General features: G+C 34.4%; 18 protein-coding genes, 1 tRNA gene and 1 pseudogene. 10 read left to right on the forward strand and 10 right to left on the reverse strand.

The annotated features are described in order from the left end of the window. Positions 1-17 precede the first annotated feature (17 nt). On the forward strand, positions 18-206 hold the full coding sequence (locus V7056_RS14475) for a cytochrome C oxidase subunit III (RefSeq protein WP_499703021.1): 189 nt from the start codon (positions 18-20) through the stop codon (positions 204-206). 60 nt (positions 207-266) lie between these two features. On the opposite strand, the gene V7056_RS14480 is transcribed toward V7056_RS14475, so the two are convergent. Beyond that, positions 267-2,564 carry an ATP-dependent helicase gene (locus V7056_RS14480; protein WP_499703023.1) on the reverse strand — a complete coding sequence of 766 codons (2,298 nt, stop codon included), beginning with the start codon at positions 2,562-2,564 and terminating at the stop codon, positions 267-269. 120 nt (positions 2,565-2,684) lie between these two features. On the opposite strand from V7056_RS14480, the gene V7056_RS14485 reads away from it, so the two are divergent. Beyond that, positions 2,685-2,951, forward strand: a complete 267-nt coding sequence (locus V7056_RS14485) for a hypothetical protein (RefSeq protein WP_499703024.1) — start codon at positions 2,685-2,687, stop codon at positions 2,949-2,951. Between the two features lie 73 nt (positions 2,952-3,024). Here V7056_RS14485 and V7056_RS14490 read toward each other — a convergent pair whose 3' ends face one another. From V7056_RS14490 to V7056_RS14500, 3 genes are all read right to left on the reverse strand, one after another. Continuing rightward, on the reverse strand, positions 3,025-3,456 hold the full coding sequence (locus V7056_RS14490) for a GNAT family N-acetyltransferase (protein WP_499703026.1): 432 nt from the start codon (positions 3,454-3,456) through the stop codon (positions 3,025-3,027). After that, complete coding sequence (locus tag V7056_RS14495) at positions 3,453-3,968, reverse strand: YjcG family protein (protein WP_499703028.1); 516 nt, start codon at positions 3,966-3,968, stop codon at positions 3,453-3,455. Before V7056_RS14495 ends, V7056_RS14490 begins: the two co-directional genes overlap by 4 nt. A 113-nt stretch (positions 3,969-4,081) precedes the next feature. Next, complete coding sequence (locus V7056_RS14500; RefSeq protein ID WP_499703030.1) at positions 4,082-4,810, reverse strand: alpha/beta hydrolase; 729 nt, start codon at positions 4,808-4,810, stop codon at positions 4,082-4,084. 115 nt (positions 4,811-4,925) lie between these two features. On the opposite strand from V7056_RS14500, the gene V7056_RS14505 reads away from it, so the two are divergent. The 7 genes from V7056_RS14505 (at position 4,926) to V7056_RS14535 (ending at position 11,766) form a co-directional block, all read left to right on the forward strand. Beyond that, entirely contained in the window at positions 4,926-5,840 is a 915-nt protein-coding gene (locus tag V7056_RS14505; protein WP_499703032.1) for a DMT family transporter, read from the forward strand. A gap of 114 nt (positions 5,841-5,954) precedes the next feature. Beyond that, on the forward strand, positions 5,955-7,307 hold the full coding sequence (locus V7056_RS14510; RefSeq protein WP_499703034.1) for a TrkH family potassium uptake protein: 1,353 nt from the start codon (positions 5,955-5,957) through the stop codon (positions 7,305-7,307). Positions 7,308-7,319: 12 nt separating this feature from the next. Continuing rightward, positions 7,320-7,976, forward strand: a complete 657-nt coding sequence (locus tag V7056_RS14515; protein WP_464959102.1) for a potassium channel family protein — start codon at positions 7,320-7,322, stop codon at positions 7,974-7,976. Positions 7,977-8,064: 88 nt separating this feature from the next. Further along, a complete protein-coding gene (locus V7056_RS14520; protein ID WP_499703036.1) occupies positions 8,065-8,868 on the forward strand; it encodes a DUF6944 family repetitive protein in 804 nt (267 codons plus the stop codon). An 82-nt stretch (positions 8,869-8,950) separates the two neighbouring features. Next, positions 8,951-10,186, forward strand: coding sequence for a helix-turn-helix domain-containing protein (locus V7056_RS14525; protein ID WP_499703038.1), 1,236 nt, complete (start codon positions 8,951-8,953; stop codon positions 10,184-10,186). 117 nt (positions 10,187-10,303) lie between these two features. After that, positions 10,304-11,575, forward strand: a complete 1,272-nt coding sequence (locus V7056_RS14530) for an MFS transporter (RefSeq protein ID WP_499703040.1) — start codon at positions 10,304-10,306, stop codon at positions 11,573-11,575. Between the two features lie 118 nt (positions 11,576-11,693). Continuing rightward, positions 11,694-11,766 (forward strand) — tRNA-Val (locus V7056_RS14535). A 128-nt stretch (positions 11,767-11,894) separates the two neighbouring features. Here the strand turns inward: V7056_RS14535 and V7056_RS14540 are convergent. The 3 genes and pseudogenes from V7056_RS14540 to V7056_RS14550 all read right to left on the reverse strand — a co-directional run. After that, positions 11,895-12,161: pseudogene (locus V7056_RS14540) on the reverse strand (tyrosine-type recombinase/integrase); the annotation flags it as partial. An 11-nt stretch (positions 12,162-12,172) separates the two neighbouring features. Beyond that, the gene (locus V7056_RS14545; RefSeq protein WP_499703061.1) at positions 12,173-13,024 is read right to left on the reverse strand and encodes a site-specific integrase; all 852 of its coding nucleotides are present in this window, start codon (positions 13,022-13,024) and stop codon (positions 12,173-12,175) included. A gap of 411 nt (positions 13,025-13,435) precedes the next feature. Beyond that, complete coding sequence (locus V7056_RS14550) at positions 13,436-14,227, reverse strand: TrmB family transcriptional regulator (protein WP_499703042.1); 792 nt, start codon at positions 14,225-14,227, stop codon at positions 13,436-13,438. Positions 14,228-14,672: 445 nt separating this feature from the next. Between V7056_RS14550 and V7056_RS14555 the strand changes: the two genes are divergently transcribed. Continuing rightward, on the forward strand, positions 14,673-18,803 hold the full coding sequence (locus V7056_RS14555) for a S8 family serine peptidase (RefSeq protein WP_499703044.1): 4,131 nt from the start codon (positions 14,673-14,675) through the stop codon (positions 18,801-18,803). Positions 18,804-19,115: 312 nt separating this feature from the next. Here V7056_RS14555 and V7056_RS14560 read toward each other — a convergent pair whose 3' ends face one another. The 3 genes from V7056_RS14560 to V7056_RS14570 are packed head-to-tail and all read right to left on the reverse strand — an operon-like array spanning position 19,116 to position 21,186. Further along, on the reverse strand, positions 19,116-19,757 hold the full coding sequence (locus tag V7056_RS14560; protein WP_499703046.1) for a VOC family protein: 642 nt from the start codon (positions 19,755-19,757) through the stop codon (positions 19,116-19,118). Between the two features lie 2 nt (positions 19,758-19,759). Next, the gene (locus V7056_RS14565; protein WP_499703048.1) at positions 19,760-20,215 is read right to left on the reverse strand and encodes a VOC family protein; all 456 of its coding nucleotides are present in this window, start codon (positions 20,213-20,215) and stop codon (positions 19,760-19,762) included. Positions 20,216-20,238: 23 nt separating this feature from the next. After that, positions 20,239-21,186, reverse strand: a complete 948-nt coding sequence (locus V7056_RS14570) for a fumarylacetoacetate hydrolase family protein (protein WP_499703050.1) — start codon at positions 21,184-21,186, stop codon at positions 20,239-20,241. Positions 21,187-21,203: the final 17 nt, after the last annotated feature.

Genomic DNA, 21,203 nt, shown 5'->3' on the forward strand with positions numbered 1-21,203 from the left:
TTTTTAGGAGGGAAGCTATGTACAATCGTCAACAAGGACAACAATTAACAAGTCAACAATGGCAACAACTTCAACAACAGCAATGGCAACAACAAATGCAACAAATGAATCAGCAACAATATGCAAATCCTTATGCACAACAAGGTCAACAGACAGGTTATGTAAAAAAATCAGGCTGTGGTTGTGGTCGAAGATCTCCTCGTTAAACTCAAACAATCATAAAAAAGGGTGAGCTATAGAAGGCTCACCCTATACTTTTTTCTATTTTATTTAATGCTTTTAGTTAAAAAGCGTTTAATTAATCTTGATGGATATGCTTTTTTTCCTCTTCTTTTTTGAAGAATAGATAAGTATAATAATTTTCTTGCTCTCGTACAGGCTACATATAATAAACGACGTTCTTCTTCTAATTGATCCATCGAACCATTTTTTAATGATTCCAACGCATAATCATGTGGAAAGCCACCATCGACAGCACCTAAGATGTATACAAAATCATATTCTAAACCTTTAGAACGATGTGCTGTTAGAAGGGATATACTACCTATATTGTTATTTTTTTGTTGTTTATATTCCTTGAACTTTGCAGCGATATGAAACGCATGTTGGGTTAGTTCTCTAACCGTCTTAAAATTTCTGCTGACTACTTTCAAATCCCTTAAATCATCAGAAGGTCGTTCAATTTTATTGGATTCATTTCCACGTTTTTTAATATAATCAGTAAACGCTGGACTTTCCTCAATTCTTTCGATTGCTTCAAGAGGAGAAGCCGTTTTTAAATGACGGAGAACTTTTATTAGCTTCTCAATTTTTTTAAGCTGAAATGGCGCAGCGCTATTAATTGTAGTAAATGCTTCTAAAAATGAAAGGTTTTGTAAAACACTGTTCATTTTTGCCTCTTGAAATGCTTGCTGCTTAAGAAAAAATACAGGTAAGATTTCTTTTAATGCAGCTTGATGGTCTTCATCTTCAATTAATAATAAGAAAGAAATCATCTTTCTAATAATAGGACGATCATAAAATGAATCTCCATCTTGATCTATAGTAAACGGTAAACTCGTCGCAATTAACCGTTCAAATAGTGCTCTAGAAGCAGTATTCGTACGATAAAGAATAGAAAATTGGGAAGGATTCGCACCATTTCTAATTTTTTCTTTTATATCATTAACAATCATCGTAGCTTCTTCTTCTTCATCAAATGGGAAGAAGAAAGATGGAACCTGGTCATGATCATATTGCGCATGCATCGATTTAACAAATCGATTCTTATTTGGTTTAATCACTTCATTTGCAAGCGAAACAATACCATGAGATGAACGATAGTTTTCATTTAAATGGTAAATTTTTGATCCAGGAAAATGATCTTTAAATTCTAAAATAAAGCTCGGGTCACTACCACGGAATGCATAAATAGACTGATCATCATCACCAACAGCAGTAACATTTTGTGTATGCTGAAAAAGGATTTTTAAGATTGAAAATTGTATTTTATTAATATCTTGAAATTCATCTACTAACAGACATTTAAAGCGATTTTGATATTGAGCTAGTAATTCAGGATAATCGTTAAGCATTTCAAAGCATCCTAGAAGCATGTCGTCAAAATCAAATTGTCCGTTTTCCTTCTTTATTTCTTCATATCCTTCATAAAGTGTTGCAACTTGTTCTTCCCAAGCATCGTTTGGACGAATTTCGTGGGGATAAACACATGAATTCTTCCATAATCCAATTTGTTGAATTGCTTGATCATATGCAAATGACTTTTCATCAATTTCAAGTCTACGACCAACCTGTTTCAACATGATTTCCTTTTGAAAGTCAGATTTGATAAGCCTTGAAGAGTCCCACTTTTCACGATCAAAGCGTAAAAGCATCTTGTAAAAAATACTATGAAACGTACCAATTTCCATCTGTTGAATCGAGTAGCCAAGTTTCCTCATACGTTCTTTCATTTCTAATGAGGCTTTTGAAGTAAAGGTAACTAGCATCATTTCATGTGGTTGGATTCCCAAATTCATTAAATGCATTGCACGAGTTGTAATAACTCGAGTCTTACCACTTCCAGCTCCAGCGAGCACAAGTAAAGGAGAACCAGTGTGAGTAACTGCATTCCATTGCTGTTCATCTAATGTTATTTGATTCATCACATGTTTAGTCGTATTTTGATCAACACTCTCATAAGGAGGAATTTGATAAAACGGTAATCTAGCAGTAAATGTATTTTCTTCACTTTTTTCAATAGTTGCCAAAGAAGATATAGCTCTCTTTTTTGGAAGTTTAATGACACTATCTTCTATATTTGTATCAATCATTGTAGTGTTGTTGGAGTTTGTTTGAATCGTTTTTTCTAATTCAAAACTTTGTTGTTTACATTCTAGGTTTTGCTCTTTATTCGTATGATAAAAATAAGGAGTTTCATAGATTGATAAAGTTAAAAATATGTTTTGTTGACAATTTACACATTTAACTTCTCCACGAATACTAGCTTGATAAATCTCCTCATATCTTGACCTGGGGAAATCTGGTAAATAGATTGTTTGATTTTGATAGTTTGCAGTTTTCATCTTGTTCCCCCTAAAATTAAAAGCAGACTCATCTATGTTACCAAAAAGTATTGTATACGAAAAGTGAATTCATTTAATTGGAAAAAAGTATATTTACATGAGAAAGAGAAGAGGGATGACATGGGATATATTCCACCTTTACATTACTCGGCTTATCATCACTATATTTCACAAAAAAATGGATACTTACATATACCTTTTATGTTTACTGAAGTCCAAAAAATAAATAGATTCAAAGAGGATCAAAAGCTATATGCAAAAAAAGTTTCTAGTCATTATCAAAAAATGAAATCTGATGTTGCTTTAAATAGTTTACAGGATGATTCTGCACAAAAAGTGATCAGTGAATTGACAGGGATAGGAAGATTGATTAATTTGTTGATTTGAGAATAGAGGAGAAATCTTTTAAGAATGAGCATAAAAAGCTATGATTCAAAAATGAATCATAGCTTTTTATCAATTAGATTAATGTTATTTTCATTTCTGCATGAGGAATTTCTGCTTCATAAAAAATCTCAGATGAAATATGATATCCTAATTTTTCATAAAAAGGAATCGCGGATTCTTGAGCATGTAATACCAATTGATGAATGCCGTTTTCCTTTGCAGTTTGATGAATTAAGTGCATGATGTCATTGCCAATTTGTTTTCCACGATAGTCTTTTCTTACACATATTCGTTGTACTTTGCCTTTTGAATCGATTTCTCTTAGTCGTCCAGCGGCAATTGGTTGTTCACCATCGTATGAAACAAAATGAAAGCATTCATCGTCTAATCCATCAAATTCTAAGTCTTTTGAGATTTGTTGTTCAACTACAAAAACTTCAGTTCGAACCGTTAAAGCATCCTGGATTTGTTCATCCGTTTTTGCAACGATTGTTTCTATGGTCATTGTTTAGCTCCCAATTTAAATGTTTCATAAACTTCCCATGCACCATTTTCTAATTGGTAAACTAATTTAATGCTATCAATCATTTCATTGTATGAAAATTGAATCATACTTAATTGCCCTAGAATATCACCGAATTCAGCATCTTGTAGCTGCTGACCAATTGTGATATGTGGTACAAATGCATATTCTTTTGTTTTCGGAAATGCACCAGTATGCATTTTCTCATGAAGCTCTTTTAGAGCATCAACAGGTGTAACTTTTAAATAAATGACATTATTTACAGGTGCAAAAGAACTTACTTTATTTATTTCCAATTCAAATGGTTCAATTTTACTAGCAATCTCATTTAGTTGAGAGATGATTGTTGGAAGTTCATCATCTTTCAGCTCAAAACCACTTCGTATTGTTACATGAGGAGAAATTAAAGTATAAGCTGGATCAAAACGTTTTCTAAACTCATTTGCCTTATCTTGAACAAATTTTGATGGAAAAATAACCACGCCACATTTCATAAAAATTACCTCCTGTTTTCGATACTTTTATAGTTAATTTTAATAAATTAACGAGTTTAATGATACCAATTTTAATTATATCAAATTTTTGAAAAATCGATAAGTTTGACGAATTATTTTGCTAAACTAATTTTTAACAAGTCTTCTAATTGCTTCTCCCAATTCGTCCAAGTGTGATCACCATCATACTCTGCATAATGTAACTCAACTGGGCATTTCGATAAAAACTCTTTTAATCGTAATCCATCTTTTATAAAATTCACCCATTGTTTGCTAGGTGTAAACACATTATCTTCCTGCGTTCCAACAGTTTGTAAAATTGATAAAGTTGTTGTTAAAGGTTTTTGGTCTAAAAATTGAATCACATCATCATTTACGAATGGTGACTGCATAATGACTTTTCCAAAAGTATTCGGATATGTAAAGGCTGCTTGTAATGAAACAGTACCACCAAGTGAATCACCAATTAATGTTCTACTATGCGCAAGGCCGAGAAGTGGTAAGTGATCATCTAAATAGGGTAGTAATTCTTCAGCTAAAAAACGAATATAATTTTTTTGACCTTCTTGAGATGGATGGTAAAGTGAGAATCGTTCTTTCGGGCTTGAATATGGAACGCCAACAATAATAGTAGGTTGAATTGTGCCTTCTTTTGTTAATTTTTCAATGACCCGATGAACTTTTCCTAAATTAAAATAATCTTGACCGTCTTGGGCAAGTAATAAGTGATGTTTTATTAAAGGAGTATATTGACTTGAGTAATAAATAGTAAATGTAACTTCCTTTTGAATATGAGTACTATAAAGGGTATGTTCTTCTCTAGTTCTATTTGTTTGAATCATAAATGTCTCCTCTTCTTTTCACTAGGATGATATAATTAGATGTTACTTCATTGAAAAAATTTAGAAAAGTAAAATGTGTTACGCTTACATAAAACTTTAAATAAAGAGGTGAAACATGAACACAAAACAACCAAATGCAATGATCTCATTATTGATCATTTCAATCATTGCAATTTCTACTTCGGCAATTTTAGCAAAATGGACAAATGCTTCTCCATCCGTATTAAGTATGTATCGCCTCTGGTTTACGTGTTTCTGGATGCTACCTTTCGTTTTAAAGCGAAAAACAGAATTGAAAGCTTTAGAAAAAAAACAATATAAATCATTTGCATTAGGTGGATTAATGTTAGCCATTCATTTTATCCTTTGGTATGGTTCACTTGTCTTCACATCTGTTGCAAGCTCGACAATAATCCTAGCACTTCAACCATTAGTTGCCATGATATTAGGATTTTTTGTGTTTAAAGAAAGTACTTCTATTACCTCTAAAATCTGTATGATTATTGCAATTATAGGCGTGTTCCTAATTGGCTTTGGGGATATCGGTTTAAGTATGACTGCATTTAAAGGAGATATTCTTTCATTTTTAAGTGTAATTGCTGCTGTACTATATTTAATGGTTGGACAAACAACTGTAAAAAATACGTCTCATTGGGTATATAGCTTTTTTGTTTTCGCATTTTCAGCTTTATTTTTAACAATTTATAATATCGTTACATTGGATAACTTTTTTGACTATCAATCGACTGACTGGCTCATTTTTATTGCTTCTTCTATTATTCCATCATTAGCTCATATCATTAATAATTACTTATTAAATTATGTGAATGCAACGACAATTTCAATGAGTATTTTAGGCGAACCAGTTGGTGCTTCAATTTTAGCCTTTTTCTTACTAAATGAAATGTTATCATCATTTCAACTTGTAGGTGGCACAATTGTAATTGTGAGTGTTGCGCTATATTTATACCAACAACAAAAGGAAACCACTGCATTGAAAATGGAAGCAAATAATTCATCATCAGCTTAATCTAAAATAAAGTTCAATTCAAATAAACTTTCTAATCAATTTGAACGATTGATTGGAAAGTTTTTTATTTTTTGGAAGAAAATAGGTAGAATATGTAATATCAATAAATTTTTATTGCGAGAACCCAAATCTAAGGAGAAAAAGCAAAAAATGAAAAAAAAGAAGAAGAAACCTAAAAATCCCCTTCATTATATTTTCATCGCATATATATTGATCACAATCGTATTTTCATGTTTATATATGATGCCATTTACAAGAATTGCTGAGCTCTCATACGTTGACAGCATTTTTGTATCTACAAGTGCGATTAGTGTGACTGGTTTAACGACAGTCAATCTAGTTGAGACCTTTAACACATGGGGGAAGCTTTTGTTAATGATTCAAATGGAAATTGGTGCAATTGGAATTGTTGTATTTATTAGCTATGGATTTATGATGCTAGGAAAGAAAATAACGATTTCTAATTTACTTGTTGTATCTAAAGATCAAAATCAAAGTAGTATTAAGTCAATTAGAAAATTAAGTTTGTCTGTATTATATACGTCACTGATTTTTCAAATAATAGGTGGAATCTTTTTTTATGGTCAATTTAGAGAGCATTTTCAATCCAGTAAAGAAACCTTACTTGTAACTGCATTTCATTCAATCGCAAGTTTTACAAATACCGGATTTGATTTATTTGGTAATAGTTTATATTCGTATCAAGAAAATGCAATTGTATTATATGTAACAGCTGCGCTTATTTTTATTGGTGGCTTAGGATATCCGACGATTATGGAGTATATCTTTTCTTTTAAAAAGAAAAAGTCCTTATTTACAAAAATAAATATGAGACTTCATTTTTCTTTTGTGGTGATTGGGACCATTTTGTTTTGGTTATTAGAAAAAAATCACGCATTTAAACATTTAAGTACATTTGATAAAATAACAAATTCAATCTTTTTATCGGTTACTACTCGAAATGGCGGATTTGCAACTTTAGACATTGCGAATCTTACACTTTCTGCTATTTTAATCATATTAGTTCTTATGTATATTGGGGGAGCTTCATCTAGTGCTGCTGGGGGAATCAGATTAACAACAGTGTCTGTGTTAGTCGCAAAAATGATTGCTGTTATTAAATCTCAAGAGGATACTGTAATTTTTAGAACAACTGTTAAACGAAGTGTAGTTGACCGTGCCTTTGTTATTGCAATGAGCTTTTTATTATTAATCTTACTTTCAACCATTATCATTTCAACGATTGAGCCATTTGCATTAGATTTAATATTATTAGAAGTCGTCTCAGCAATTACAAATACAGGACTATCATTAGGCATTACGCCAAACATACATAGCTCTACAAAATTTATTTTGATATTACTTATGTTTATTGGAAGAATCGGTATTTTTACAATGATTTATTTTGTACTTAGAGTTGATAAACAAAATCTAAAATATATTGAGAAAGACTTGGCAATCGGATAAGGAGGGGTCGTAATGGCAAAACAATTTTTAGTCATCGGTGCAGGTAGGTTTGGCCGTGGAATCGTAAAGGAATTAGACAGATTAGGTCATGAGGTCGTTGTATGTGATAAAGAAAAATCTACGCTTGAAGAGCTTGAGGAATATACTGAATACGCTGTAATTGGCGACTTACGTGAAGAAGCACTGCTAGAGGATTTAAATGTGAACCATTTTGACGTGGTGTTTGTCGCAATCGGAAGTGATCCATTAGCTTCAATTTTAATAACGCGTAGATTAAAAGAAAGAAACGTAACAAGAATTGTCTGTAAAGCGAATAACCGTGAAGTGGGAGGCATTTTAGAGAGCATTGGAGCGGATTTGGTAATTTATCCTGAAGAAGAAGCAGGCCACAAAGCAGCTAGACGAGAAGCGATGAATGGAATTATTGAGTACATTGAAATAACGAAAAAAATTGCTGCAGTTGAAACGGTAATTCCAGAGATATTAATTGGAAAGACATTAAGAGAAATTGGTTTCTCAGTAAAATATGAAATAACTGTCGTTTTAATCATCCGAAATGGTGAACCGATTGTTACGAATATTGGTGATGTTCGTTTTGAAAGTGGGGATTATATTTTTATTGTAGGTGAAAAAACGAAAATTGAACATTTCAAAAAGAAAGTTGGCTAATTTTGATCCATAACCACTTAGGAACCTTTAATCATCATAGTTGAATATACTAACCCAGGTTGATATTAAAGGAATGGTGGTTTAGAAGGTGACTAATGAAAGGATAGAGGTACTTGGATCATGGATTACCGCTATAGGTACAATCGCGTCCGCAATAGGAAGTACACCTTTAAGACGTCTGCAAGGCGAAGACAAGAAAAAGTGGGACGACATTAGTGAACAACTAGACTTTGGTGGAAATGCATTTCAGGCGATCGGGAATATTGTTGAGGTAGCTGGAACTGATGACTTTACATTAGAAGTAGCCGGTGAAATCATCCAAGCATCTGGAAATGTAACTGTCTTATTTAGTATTTTGACCGAAGATGATGAAGTCAAAAAAATAAATTTAAATATCGTCGGAAATGCGCAGCAAGCATTTGGTGGTTTCTTAGCAGTTATCGATGAAGTTGGGGACATCATTGAACAAGGTGGCGGTGATCCGACAAATGCCTTTGGAAATTTACTTCAGTCAATAGGTAATACCCTTCAAGCAATTGGAGGATTATATGACCTTGAAATCGTTAGGGAAAAAGATGCCCTTGGTATAGACGGTGATGGTGAAACTGAAGTTGAAGTTTCAGAAGAAAATGTTTCTAATCCTCTCAATGATCAAATAAAAATAAATGGTGAAATCAGTGAACTATTAAAATATAGTGGAAGCTGGATTCAAGCAGCTGGATCGATTATGACAGCTGTAGCCGAGCAAAGAGTAGTTGCAAAGCAAGAAGCGGAAAAAAGAGAATTAGAAGACAAGAAAAAGAAGAAAAGCAAGAAGATGAAGAAGAAGAAGACTGCCAGTCATTCGGAAAGTAAGAAAAAACCATATACAGAATTCAAAAAAAAGAGCTAACAAGCTTGAGGATTATTCTGATGTTAGTTCTATACATAAAAATCTATGTAAAACAGATGTAATATGAAAATGGGGTTAGTTAATGAAGGAACTAAATGGTTTAATTCAAAAAGAAAATCTCACAATATTGGGTTCAATTATTAAAATCAATAGAATGAATCAGAATATGAGTCAGCAAGCTTTAAGTGAAGGTATTTGTGTTCCGTCATATTTAAGTAAAATTGAAAACGGCGAAGTAGTACCTAGCTTAGAAATGATTCGGTTATTGTTTGGTGAGTTAAGTATTGTTTATCAAGACGACGTAGAATTTCTACAAGAAACTAGAAGTCAGCTTGAATTATTTTTTGAGGAATTAAATTTAAATGGTTTTGTCAAATCAGGTGAGATTTTCAAACAATTAGAACAAAATGAAGAACAATTAATTCATTCACCCCTCATCATTGATTACTATTTGGCCAAGCTAGCTTTTTATTGTGGGAGAATAGAACAAAACCGGTATATGAGCGCAAAGAAGACAATCCAATACGTTGGAGGATTACTGAATCATGTTCAAAAACATAGATTCCATTTTTATGAAGCCATCAACCTTTATATTATTGAGAAGAACCTGACTCGATCGAAAGAAGAACTAATACTTGCTCAGCAGTCTATGGAAACTGGACATTTATATTATTTTTTAGCAAATGTTGAATATAAATTAGGCAGTTTTTATGGTGCGGTCATCTATGCTGAAAAAGCATTGCACTATTATTTGGAAGAAGTAAATATCATAAATGTGAGCTTAACTCATCAATTTCAAGGATTATTAATCTATCAATTAGGAACGAAAGACTTATATGAAGGCTTTTTTGAAAAAGCGATTAACTATGCCAAGAAAATTAATAGAAATGACATATTATTATCTACAGAAATTCTTTACGCCTACATCTTAATAAAGGAGAAAAATTCTAAAGCGACTGAGCAATTGAAGCAAATTTCGAATATTGTTTTGACTGATGAAGCACAATCTGAATTCAAAAGTTACTTGTCATTACTTGAGTTACTATATGCTAATTGGATGGGGTATACATCAGAAAAAGGTGTGAAGTTTGGAAGTCAGAATCCATTTTTTCAAAAGTTGTATCTTACTTATGAAGAATTATTTGCGACAAATACTGTAAGTAAGGAAGCATATGAAGAACTAAAAGAATTATATGAGAGAATAGGTCATCAAAATTTGTTCTTTGATTGTTTATTAGAAGATTTATGGATCTCTTATGTTGAAAACAATCGACTATATAAGCAAGCTTACTTAAAATTGAAAAAAGATAGAATGTGAGAAACTAAGTGTAAATTATTCATTTCAATGTATGCTTTAAGTTAAGTATTTCTCACAGTCACCGCATATCAAAGAACCTTGTCGTGCTCTATAATGAGTTCGAGGGGGGTGGAGGAAATGATTCAAATACTAAAAAATAAGAATTTCTTTTACTTTTTTAGTGGTACGTTTGCTTCAAGTATTGGCGATGTGCTCTTCAATTTTGCAATCGGACTATATATTTTACATTTAACCCATTCAGCATTTCAATTATCTTTATACGGTATGATTGGTGCAGTAACATGGTTAGTATTAACGCCAATAGGTGGAGTTTTTACTGATCGTTGGAATCGCGTAAAGATTATTTATATGACTGAATTTATTAGAGGAATAGCTGTCTTAGGTTGTGGAATCAGCATGATTTTGCTAGATGATCAACAAATGATTCTCTATATTTTATATGTAACGACATTCATCATAGCAGTTAATGGTGCGTTATTTGCACCAGCATCACAAAGCTTAGTACCATCAATTGTAAAAAAGGATGAACTACTAAAAGCAAATTCATTAATGTCATTAACTTATAGCATTAAGGATGTTTTTGGAATCTTATTGGCTGGTGTCATGTATGCATTGTTAGGACCTACGATTTTAGTCATCATCAATGGTGTGTCATATTTACTTTCAGGCTTTGCAGCACTTTTTATTAAAGTGATTGGAAATCATGAACAAGAAGTAAGTAAAAATAATGTGTTTAAAGATTTAAAAGCCGGTATTGTCTATATCGTTTCAAAAAATAAACCGATTTTATACTTACTAGTGATGGTAAACATAATCAATCTAGCGAATGGACCAATTCAATCTGTTTTACTACCATTTTTAATGAAAGAATTTATTAAAGCACCGGAAATACATTTATCATATCTTTACTCAGCATCAGCACTTGGTGGGGTATGCGGCACAATAGTCATCTCAAAATTAAACATTTCAAATCAACCATTTAAACTTTTAAAAGCGTCTTTTGGATTGATGTTCATTGCTGTAATCAGTCAATTTATTTTTTTCCTATTATTTAAATCAAATATATTAATCTATCCACTATACATCGCACTATTAATCGTCGTATTCATCGGAAGTGGAATGATCAATGTTTGTATGATGATCCCAATGCTAACATATGTACAAAAAGTCGTGAACAAACAATACTACGGTAGAGTCATGGCAATCTTCTCAACATTATCAGCCATCACTGCACCAATTAGTATGATGCTAGGTGGATTTTTAATCGATCAATTTAGCATTAGCACATTGTATATCATGTCAACTAGCATTCTACTCATTGCAATGATACTAAGTCGATTCTTTAATGAATCTGAGAACTTAAGCGTAATGGAAGAGCGGACGATATAAAAAGAAGCAAGCAGTGGACACAATCCATAAGCTTGCTTTCTCTAATTGCTTTAATGTCGGATAAAATAGTTTGACTTCATAATTACCAAAATTTATAATATATTTACATTCATATCACGATTCCATAGCTCAGCTGGGAGAGCACTACCTTGACAGGGTAGGGGTCGCAAGTTCGAATCTTGTTGGAATCATACAAATGAGAAGGCTCAAACCTAAGTGTATCAAGGGTTTGGGCTTTTACTTTGTTTTCTGTTAATTCCATTTTTGGTAATGAATATTATTCATTGCACAAAGACTGCACAGAAACTTCACGAGCACATTAATTTAAACCAAATTTCTCATCAAATCGATTAGCTGTATTCTTTTGCATTTCTTCATTGGAATGTGAGTAAATACCAAGTGTTGTTTCAACTCTTGAATGACCTAATCTTTCACTAACAATTTTAGGATTCTCCCCCATTCTCATTAAAATTGTGGCATGAGTGTGGCGCAAATTATGAAATGGAATTACTGGCAAATTTGCTTTTCGAATGAGCTGTTTAAATTTACGAATCAAATTTCTAGGTTCTAGGTAATTTCCGTTCTTTGCACAAACAACTAATCAAGATCTTTAAAGTTTTTTACTATTGACTTCATTTGATCCTGAGAGGTTTTATGCTTTTGTAATGAAGTAATGACGCTTTCTGAAATAAAGATTTCTCGAAGTGAATAATCGGTTTTTAGCTCTTTTAAAAGAAGTCCTTTATTTTTCGATCGTACTAAGTTTTCTTCAACATAAATGACGCCTTTTACTAGATCAACGTTACGCCATCTAAGAGCTAAAATTTCACCACGACGCATTCCAGTAAAAATGGCTAATTGAAATGGGATTAAATAATTTTCACGTTTGCAAAATTCTAAAAAAATTTTTGCTTCATCGACAGTCCAAGTTTGTTTTCTTGTCTTAGAAATTCTTGGAGGTGTAGATTCTTTTACCGGATTTGTTTTTATCAATTCCCACTGCAAAGCCTTCTGAAATGCTTTAGATAAGATGTTATGCATAATTTTTACATAGGCATTCGATAAACCTTCATTTAATTTTGAAGCATAAAACTGATCAATGTCGTAAGTAGTAATTTTTGCTATAGGTACTAGCTGGAAATAAGGTACTAAATGGACACGGATAATTGTTTGAGCTTTTTCAAAACTAGTTATTTGAACTTCACTTTTGTAAGTGGAATTGAGCCATTTTGTAATGAAGTCTTTAAATTGTTCTTTCGATGGTTCGAAGAAATTTCCTTCATCTATTTCATTTTGTATCTTAATCATTTCTTCTTGCGTCTCGCGTTTAGTTTTAAATCCGCCTCGGTAAACTTGTTTACGTCTACCTGTTTTAGGATCAGTACCAGCTTCGATTCGGAATGACCAAGAATTGCCTACTTTTTTGATAGAAATAATGGCACCTCCAATTTTTGATGGAGGTAGGGTGTAATTATTAGTTTCCTCATTATACTATTTCCTTATTCAACATAATGGCAGTTTAATTGAATATGGAGATAGTATAATAAAAGAGAAGCTATTTAAAAATATTGATGAAGAGTGAGACGTCGGGAGTTAATCACACCCTCCTACTCGATTGTGCAAACTGGCAGTATGTATAAAAAAATACCCTAGAATAGTGACCTTGTTTTCAAGTGTCTACTCTATAGGGTACTTTTTACATTTTTGGAGATTGCTTTTTTATATTCATGTTACTCTATAACCAAGTTTTAATTAATATGGGGCGGTTCATGTGTAATTTGAAGTGAATTTGTAAACCAATGAATGAAAGAGTGCTCACGTTAATTCCTTTAAAAGTTTAGTAATAAATAAGCTTTTTGCCTATATATTCCAGCCTTTCTCTTTGGAATAGAATTCTAATATTCTTTGGTATTTTTCACCATACTTTTCAAGTAGTTCTGCTTCAAAATCTTTTTCAATATGCTGCATGATTAGATCATGGTAAAAAGCAGTTTTAAGCATTCCAACTACTGATGGATGATCGGTCTCTAAAGCAGTGAGTTTTGTGGGCCCACCAAAACCACCAAGTAATGCTATATGAGAATCGCATAAAATTGAAAAATTCCTTAATTTAGAAATGCTCCAATCATCGCTTCGTATGTGGACAAAAATGTTCTGAAGTAGTGTTTGACATTCCCCTATAGTAATGAGTATGACATTAACACCTCTTTTTTCAGCATCAAGCAACTCCTCCTCAAACCAATGTAAATCTTCTGACCATATGTCTAAAATAATGAAATCTTTTGCATTTGCAATTATTCGATGGATTGTTGTTGCGAGCTGCTTTTCCCCTTGCCAGTTATAAAAAGACGATGCAATTTTTGGTGGAGTCTTTAATCGATTTACTAATACTTTTGTCACCTGTTCAAATTCAGTTTGTAAATGTTTCGCTAATTGCTCGATAGGAACAGCATCATAACGAACTGGGTCTCCTTCAATGCACCGACAAGCACCTTTATCTGTTAAAGATCTCAATGCGGAATAGACATTAGTTCGAGATACCGACACTCTTTTAGCAACCTCATAACCAGATATTCCCGGCTCTTCGTGAAGTGTTAAATAACAGCGTGCTTCAAGATCAGATAACCCTATTTTTTTTAGAAGTTCAACCATAGGTACCTCCTTTTACAATAATTCAGATGTAATATATGTAAGTTTCTTTATACGCTAATAAAGGTGAGTATATTTAAATACTACTAGAATAAAAAAAATAATCAAGTTACTTATTTTCCAATTTTCAACCAAATATTAAACCTTTTTTTAAAGGTTAATTACTGAAAAATAGCATTCGGATATTAGTGGTATCTAAAAACACCTATATTTTTAAAAAATGTTGACAATATTCTGAAAAGTTTCTATGATTGTTAGAAATAGTGGTATTCTCGAACACTACTTGTTTTCGACTAAGTATTCTTTTTGTTTTACAAATTTAAAAAAGGAGGCGAGATGCAAGTGACAAATTAAGCATCACTTCTTTGTTATTCAGAGAAATGGAGCCGTTTAAAAGTTATAGCTAATAATGAAGATGTAACCAACACAGTAAGAAGGGGAGAGAAACATGAGGAAGAAGTTTATAAAGAGTACTGCGATCTTGGCGCTCAGCACTGGAGTTCTGCTTAATACATTGCCAAACATCAGTAATAATGCCGGTGCCGCTGTCAGCACAAAGTCTGTAGCATCGATTGAACAAGTATTGTCAAAGCTCACTCCCGCCGAGCGGCAAGCCATTCGACAGCTGAAAACGACCGACCAAGGAGGGCTTCAATTATCTCCTGAGGTAGATCTAAAAAGTGAGACCCCTGTTTCTGTCATTGTTGAATTTAAGGACAAGCCTGCAAAAACCGCAGTGTTAGAAGCGCAATCCGAAGGCAATTCTTTTTCTTTTACTGAAGCAAAACAAAAAGTAGATGCTGCACATGAAACATTTCAAAACGATTTGAAAACGATTTTTAAAAAGGAGCTAAAAGAAAAGAAAGATACTTACACCGTTAAGCGGGCATTTAAACATGCGTTTAACGGGGTTGCTATGACACTTCCTGCCAACAAGGCCGAAGCGTTGCTCCAATCCAAGGCCGTAAAGACGGTCTGGAGTGATATGCAAGTACAAGTAGAACCACCGGTAGAAGAACAAGAGTTGAACCAGCAAGCAGATACACATACAAGAGTGACGTTCCCTGGCATCCAAAAGCTTCATGAAGAAGGATATACCGGAAAAGGCGTCAAAATCGGCATTCTTGACACCGGAATCGACTACAACCATCCTGATTTACACGATGCGTACAAAGGCGGTTATGATTTTGTCGATAACGATAATGATCCGATGGAAACAACATACGATGATTGGAAGAAAGCAGGAGAGCCGGAAACAGGCGGAACCTATTTTACCGAGCATGGTACACATGTCGCTGGAATCATTGCCGGACAAGGAAAGAACAACACGGATTATGCGGTGGAAGGCGTTGCACCGGATGCTGACATTTACGCCTATCGTGTTCTAGGTCCATACGGTTCCGGTTATACAGAAGGAATTTTGGCTGGCATCGATAAAGCGGTGGCAGACGGTATGGATATTATTAGTATGTCCCTTGGCACCTCTTACAACGATCCATTGTACGTAGAAAATATCGCGGTTAACAACGCTGTTCTTGCGGGGGTCACAACGGTTGTAGCGGCTGGTAACGCCGGTGAGGATATGTATACACTCGCTTCTCCGGGTACGTCTCCTTTGGCAATCACAGTCGGAGCGAACGATGTTTCGGAGAACATCACGACATTTAAGGGAACCATCGACACAGTATCTGCGGATATGCACCTTCTGGCACAGAACTACACAGATAACATACCGGCTTTAAAAGGTCAAACACTTCCTGTCGTAGATGTGGGTTTTGGGGGAACGTCCGATTATAACGGGAATGATGTGAAAGGGAAAATTGTCCTCGTAAGCCGAGGCTCGTATGGGATAAATGATAAAGTCAGGTATGCGAAGCAGAACGGCGCTGCTGCCATACTTATGTATAACAACGATACCACAGAAGGATATCTTCCGTTTTTTCTGGGAGAAGGAATGGACTTCATCCCGGCGTTCAATCTCACGAATGCCGATGGATTGGCTCTTCAGGCAAAAGTGGAAGCAGGATATACAAATTTCACTTTTGGGGAAATGGGTCAGATGCAAACGAAAGGGAATACGTTGGCAAATTTCAGCTCCCGCGGTCCGTCCCGAGTATTGTATGATATCAAGCCGGAAGTAACCGCACCTGGAGTTGCCGTATACTCTACTGTACCGTCTTATGTACACGGACCCGATCAAATCGGGAACTATCAATACGCTTACGAGCGCTTATCCGGCACGTCTATGGCGACTCCGAACGTTTCCGGCGTGGCAGCGCTGTTATTACAAGCAAATCCGAAGGCCACACCAGCCGAAGTGAAGGAAAAATTGATGAACACGGCCGATCCGTTAAACGGGGACTACAGCGTATTTGAAGTTGGGGCTGGACAAGTTGATCCGTACGAAGCGGTTCATTCTCAAACACGATTCGAAGTACTCGATAAAACGGAAGGGATATATAATAAAAAAGGAAATCTAAAAAACATAAAGGAGGAAACGGGAGCAATAAGCTTCGGTACATTTGCCCCAGATGGAAAAAATGTACAAGACAAACGTTCTCTAGATATCTATAACACCAGTAAACAAGCAAAAACGTTCGATGTAAAGGTACAGTTCCAGACCGCCCAAAGAGGTTCAAAGGATGCAGAGGCAAATGGAGTTCAAATCTTAACAGATAAAACAATTACAGTAAAGGAAAATTCGAAACAGAATACAAATGTTTTGATAGACGTTCCGAAGGAAGCAGCATTAGGCACGTATGAGGGGTATATCACGTACACAAACAAATATAATCCGGAAGAAACATACCAAGTTCCGTTTGCCATTCATACAGTGGAAGAAGGGATTGATCATATCGCGGTAGCTCCGCCTGCCTTTACCACAGCGGTTGAAACAGGCTATAACGGAATAAGATGGTCAGTCGGTCTCATCTTCCAATTAAAATCCCATATGCGTACAATGGATGTATTCCTTGTGGATCCGAAAACGAACCAGGAAATAGGATTCCTTGGCACAATGGACGGTATTGGTGCGGATGAGAATGTTGAATATTACTTAAGAGGTGCAATGAATGAGGGTCTTTATTATCCGTTAACAGGAAATCCGGATCACCCAATTGCGTATGATCATGAACAAACTGAACCAGGATTGTACAAAATCAGGCTAGTAGGGACAAATGATCAAGGGAAAACCTTTACCTCAGATGCACCGGTTTATTATAGCGTTACACAGCCAAAACTCAATCTTAACGTAGACTCAGGTGTATATGAATATAACCCGGATCAACCAACGATAACACTAACAGGTTCTGTTTACGATCCAGATATAGTAAAAATGAAAGCTGGCGGTATGAATGTGTCTCAAGCCAATAATAAATTTGTCTATATGTTGCCTGGTAGAGGCGGGACAGTATCCGTTCCATTAGACGAAAACGGTAACTTTACGACACAATTCAAAGCGAAAACAGATATGCAACCGCTCCAAGTTTCCATGTATGCAGAAAACATGGCAACAGTACGAGCTATTGATAACTATAAAATTGTAAACTTCGTGAAACAGGGCACGCCGTATGGAACAGCCATTGCCGATAAAAAGACAGTAAAAGCTGGTGATACGGTGACGGTTACCCTTGCGATGAACAATATGACAAACATGAAGCAAGCAGAGTATTCCTTTTTAGATCAAACTATATCCAAAGGCGCCGAACTGGTAAGTATCAAACCGCACCCTACATTGGAGGGTAAATTGGATATTCAGACAGTGAGTAAGGATCTAGACGGAACTGGACAGTTTATGGAAAGGAAGATTACTGCGACATTAACTGATGAGGCAGCACAAACAGGAGTATCCGGAAAAGTTCCAATTGTAGATATCACATACAAAGTGAAAGATGATGCTGCTAAAGATTTTCTATCTTTAGACGAGTTAAATGTATCGTACACAAATACAGATGATACGACTAATTCCACATTTGGTATCGGTGTACCTTATCTTGTGGAACGATCTTACTCCTTTATGAAATCGTGGGTCTATGCGGAAGCATTTACGCTTCTCCCTACTCTTGATGAGCCATCAAGATTAAATTATGTAAAGGCAGGCGCAAAGGTCAAAGTGACAGATGTAACAGGGAAAGAATATCCAAACACGTTTGGAAGTGATAGGTGGATGTTTCCTTCTTCGTTATCATCTAATCTGCCGCTAACAGATAAACCATTTACACTAGAAGTAGATATGCCGGGACATTTCACTGTTAAGAAAACCTTTACGATCGGGCTGAAAGTAAATGGTGAAGTGAAACCTTACTCGAAAGCACTTTATTATGACCGTGCACCTGCAGGAGATGTGAACAAAGATAATGTCATCGATGCGAAAGATGCTTTATACATCCAAAATTATTGGAGTACAAATAAGCGTGAAGCAGATATTAATTATGATGGTGTTGTTGATGAGAATGATATGCAATATGTTATTAATAACTACCTTATGCAAAATCCATGGAATGACAATTCTCCAAAGCCAGACAAGAAATTTAAAAACAAAACATTAGATGATGTTTTACAAGAAGTTGGGATGGAGTAATTTAGTAGAATAATTGGAAGTGAAAAATCGGTAACTGTCTAATGACGTTACCGATTTTTTTTATGTATGAGGAAAGATAATAGTGTCCTTTTCTTATTTAACAAACTGGCACATACTTCAATAAAAAAGAACAGCCAAGGCCTGCTCTCAATATTCAACTACCGCATGCGTTAGTTGAACAACATGATCGAAAGTTTAGTCGGACTTTTTTTTCTAGATCCAAATATAAAAACGAAAGTAACTTCAAAAAAGCAACCGAATGAAAGATTCGATTGCCTTTTTCTTATTAATTCGGTCTATTATTTTTATGAGTTAAACCCGTTGATAACACTTTAAATTACCATAACGGTCTTGATAATTTTCAATAGTATCCATATCAGAAAAGAACTCTAAGTAATGATTGTCAGGATCTAAAGCATATACTGCAAAGTTTCCACCAGATTCACCATCACCTTCTGCGTTGTGCTTTACAGGACCGTAGCTTATGAACACACCTTTTTCTTTTAAACGTTGACTAAATTCAAAAGGAGATCGCCCATCTTCTATCTCAAAAGCTATATGAAAAAAACTATTGGTAGAAGGCGAAATTACTTCACCTTGGTTATTAAATCTTTGAACTAAAACTAAAGCATTTTCGTGTTTTTTTGCACTTAAATAGGCACATATTATTTTCTGTCCAGGAAAAAAAGGATGTTTTGTCAATTCCGTAGATCCTTCATGTATAAAACCCAATTTTTCAACATACCAACTCACAGAACGTTTTATGTCCGACACATAAAGTGTAACACCTTCGAGATGTGAGACTAGAGATGATTTAAATACACCGTAGTCTTCAGTTTTATTAGAAGAACGTTTTCCAGATAATGTAGAGGGAAGTAAAAGTAATTCTCTGAAAAATTTAAACTTTAAAAGTGGACTAATAAATGATTCAAGTTTTGTAATTTGCTTAGCCATCTTCATCCTCCATTAGCAATGACTTCAATTATATGTCCGTTAGGATCAGTGAAATGAATTACTTCAGAGTCATTTTCCCATGGTACTGGTAGAAAATACCCCCTATTAAAGTGAATATTGTTGTCCTTTAGACGCCTTGTAATTTCATTCATATTAACGTCTTTGCTTAACTTTAGTGTAAAATGGCTCCACTGTTCACTATCGACTGTAACCTTTGGATTTTGTACAAAGCATATATCATGATGATAATAACCGAAGCTAAAAAATTTCATAGTATGACCAACTATTCTCATTGCAGCACTACTATCTGGATGATTAGTAGCTGAATATTGAACATCAAAAATTTTTTCATAAAATTTTTGAGATTCTTCTAAGTCATTGACAAAAAATACGGCGTGTTGAAATCTTTGCAGAATTGGGAAGGGTGCTCCATTTCTTATTTGCTTAGATCTACGCACAAAATCACTCCTAATAATTAATCTCAAACTATTCTGTTTTCCTGCATTCCTAAATCAATAGTGCCACTTTTATTTTTAATTGACGCGGTAATGATATCTCTCTTAACTAAATACTTTGGATTTTTTTGTTGCTTTTTAATAAAGAGTTCCATTCTTTTTTCTTTACTCAAAAATAAAGCGGATAATTTTTGGAACAAAGCAGGAGGAGGTGAAATTGCTACTCCAGAAGGAGTACCTGTTAGAATTAAATCTCCTATATGAAAATCCATTACTCTTGATAGTTCCGTCAAAGTTTCAGTAGGCTTATAAAGCAAATTTTTTGTATTCGCCGATTGCCGTAATTCATTATTTACCCATAGCTTTAAATCTAAATCATGTATTTCATTTACTTCATCTTTATCAAGAAGATAAAGGTAGGGTCCAACCGGGCAAAAAGTGCGAAAACTTTTACCTTTTTCCCATTGTTCTTCAGGAATTTGAATGTCACGAGCTGAAATATCATTTGAAATTACAATTCCTGCAACATATTCAGTAAAATTTGTATTAACTACTTCGACAGGGCAGGTAATATCCTTACCAATCACTAAACCTAACTCAATTTCATAATCTAGAAGACGGACATGCGAAGGCTTAATTATATCGTTATAAGCACTTGTTACACTACTAGTCGCTTTAGAAAATATCATGTTATATGAAGGCTTTTGTGGATCATAACCTCCTTCAATACGGTGATCTGCATAATTAACGCCTTGACAAATTACACGTTTAGGATTAATTACTGGGCTTAATACTTCTACATTCATAATTGGAATTGTAGGTGAAGAATCATTTACTTTCTCAATCAAATCATGGCGTTGTTTTAAAAACTCAGATGTAGAATAAAATTCACCTAGAGGCAAAATCTCTTTACCCTTCACTATTCCCCAATAACATTTCTTCTGATATTTATAATGGACTACAGTTGTTCCCATTTTAACCCTCCGAATCT

This window comes from Bacillus sp. JJ664 (assembly GCF_036962205.1).
GTDB lineage: Bacteria > Bacillota > Bacilli > Bacillales > Bacillaceae_G > Gottfriedia.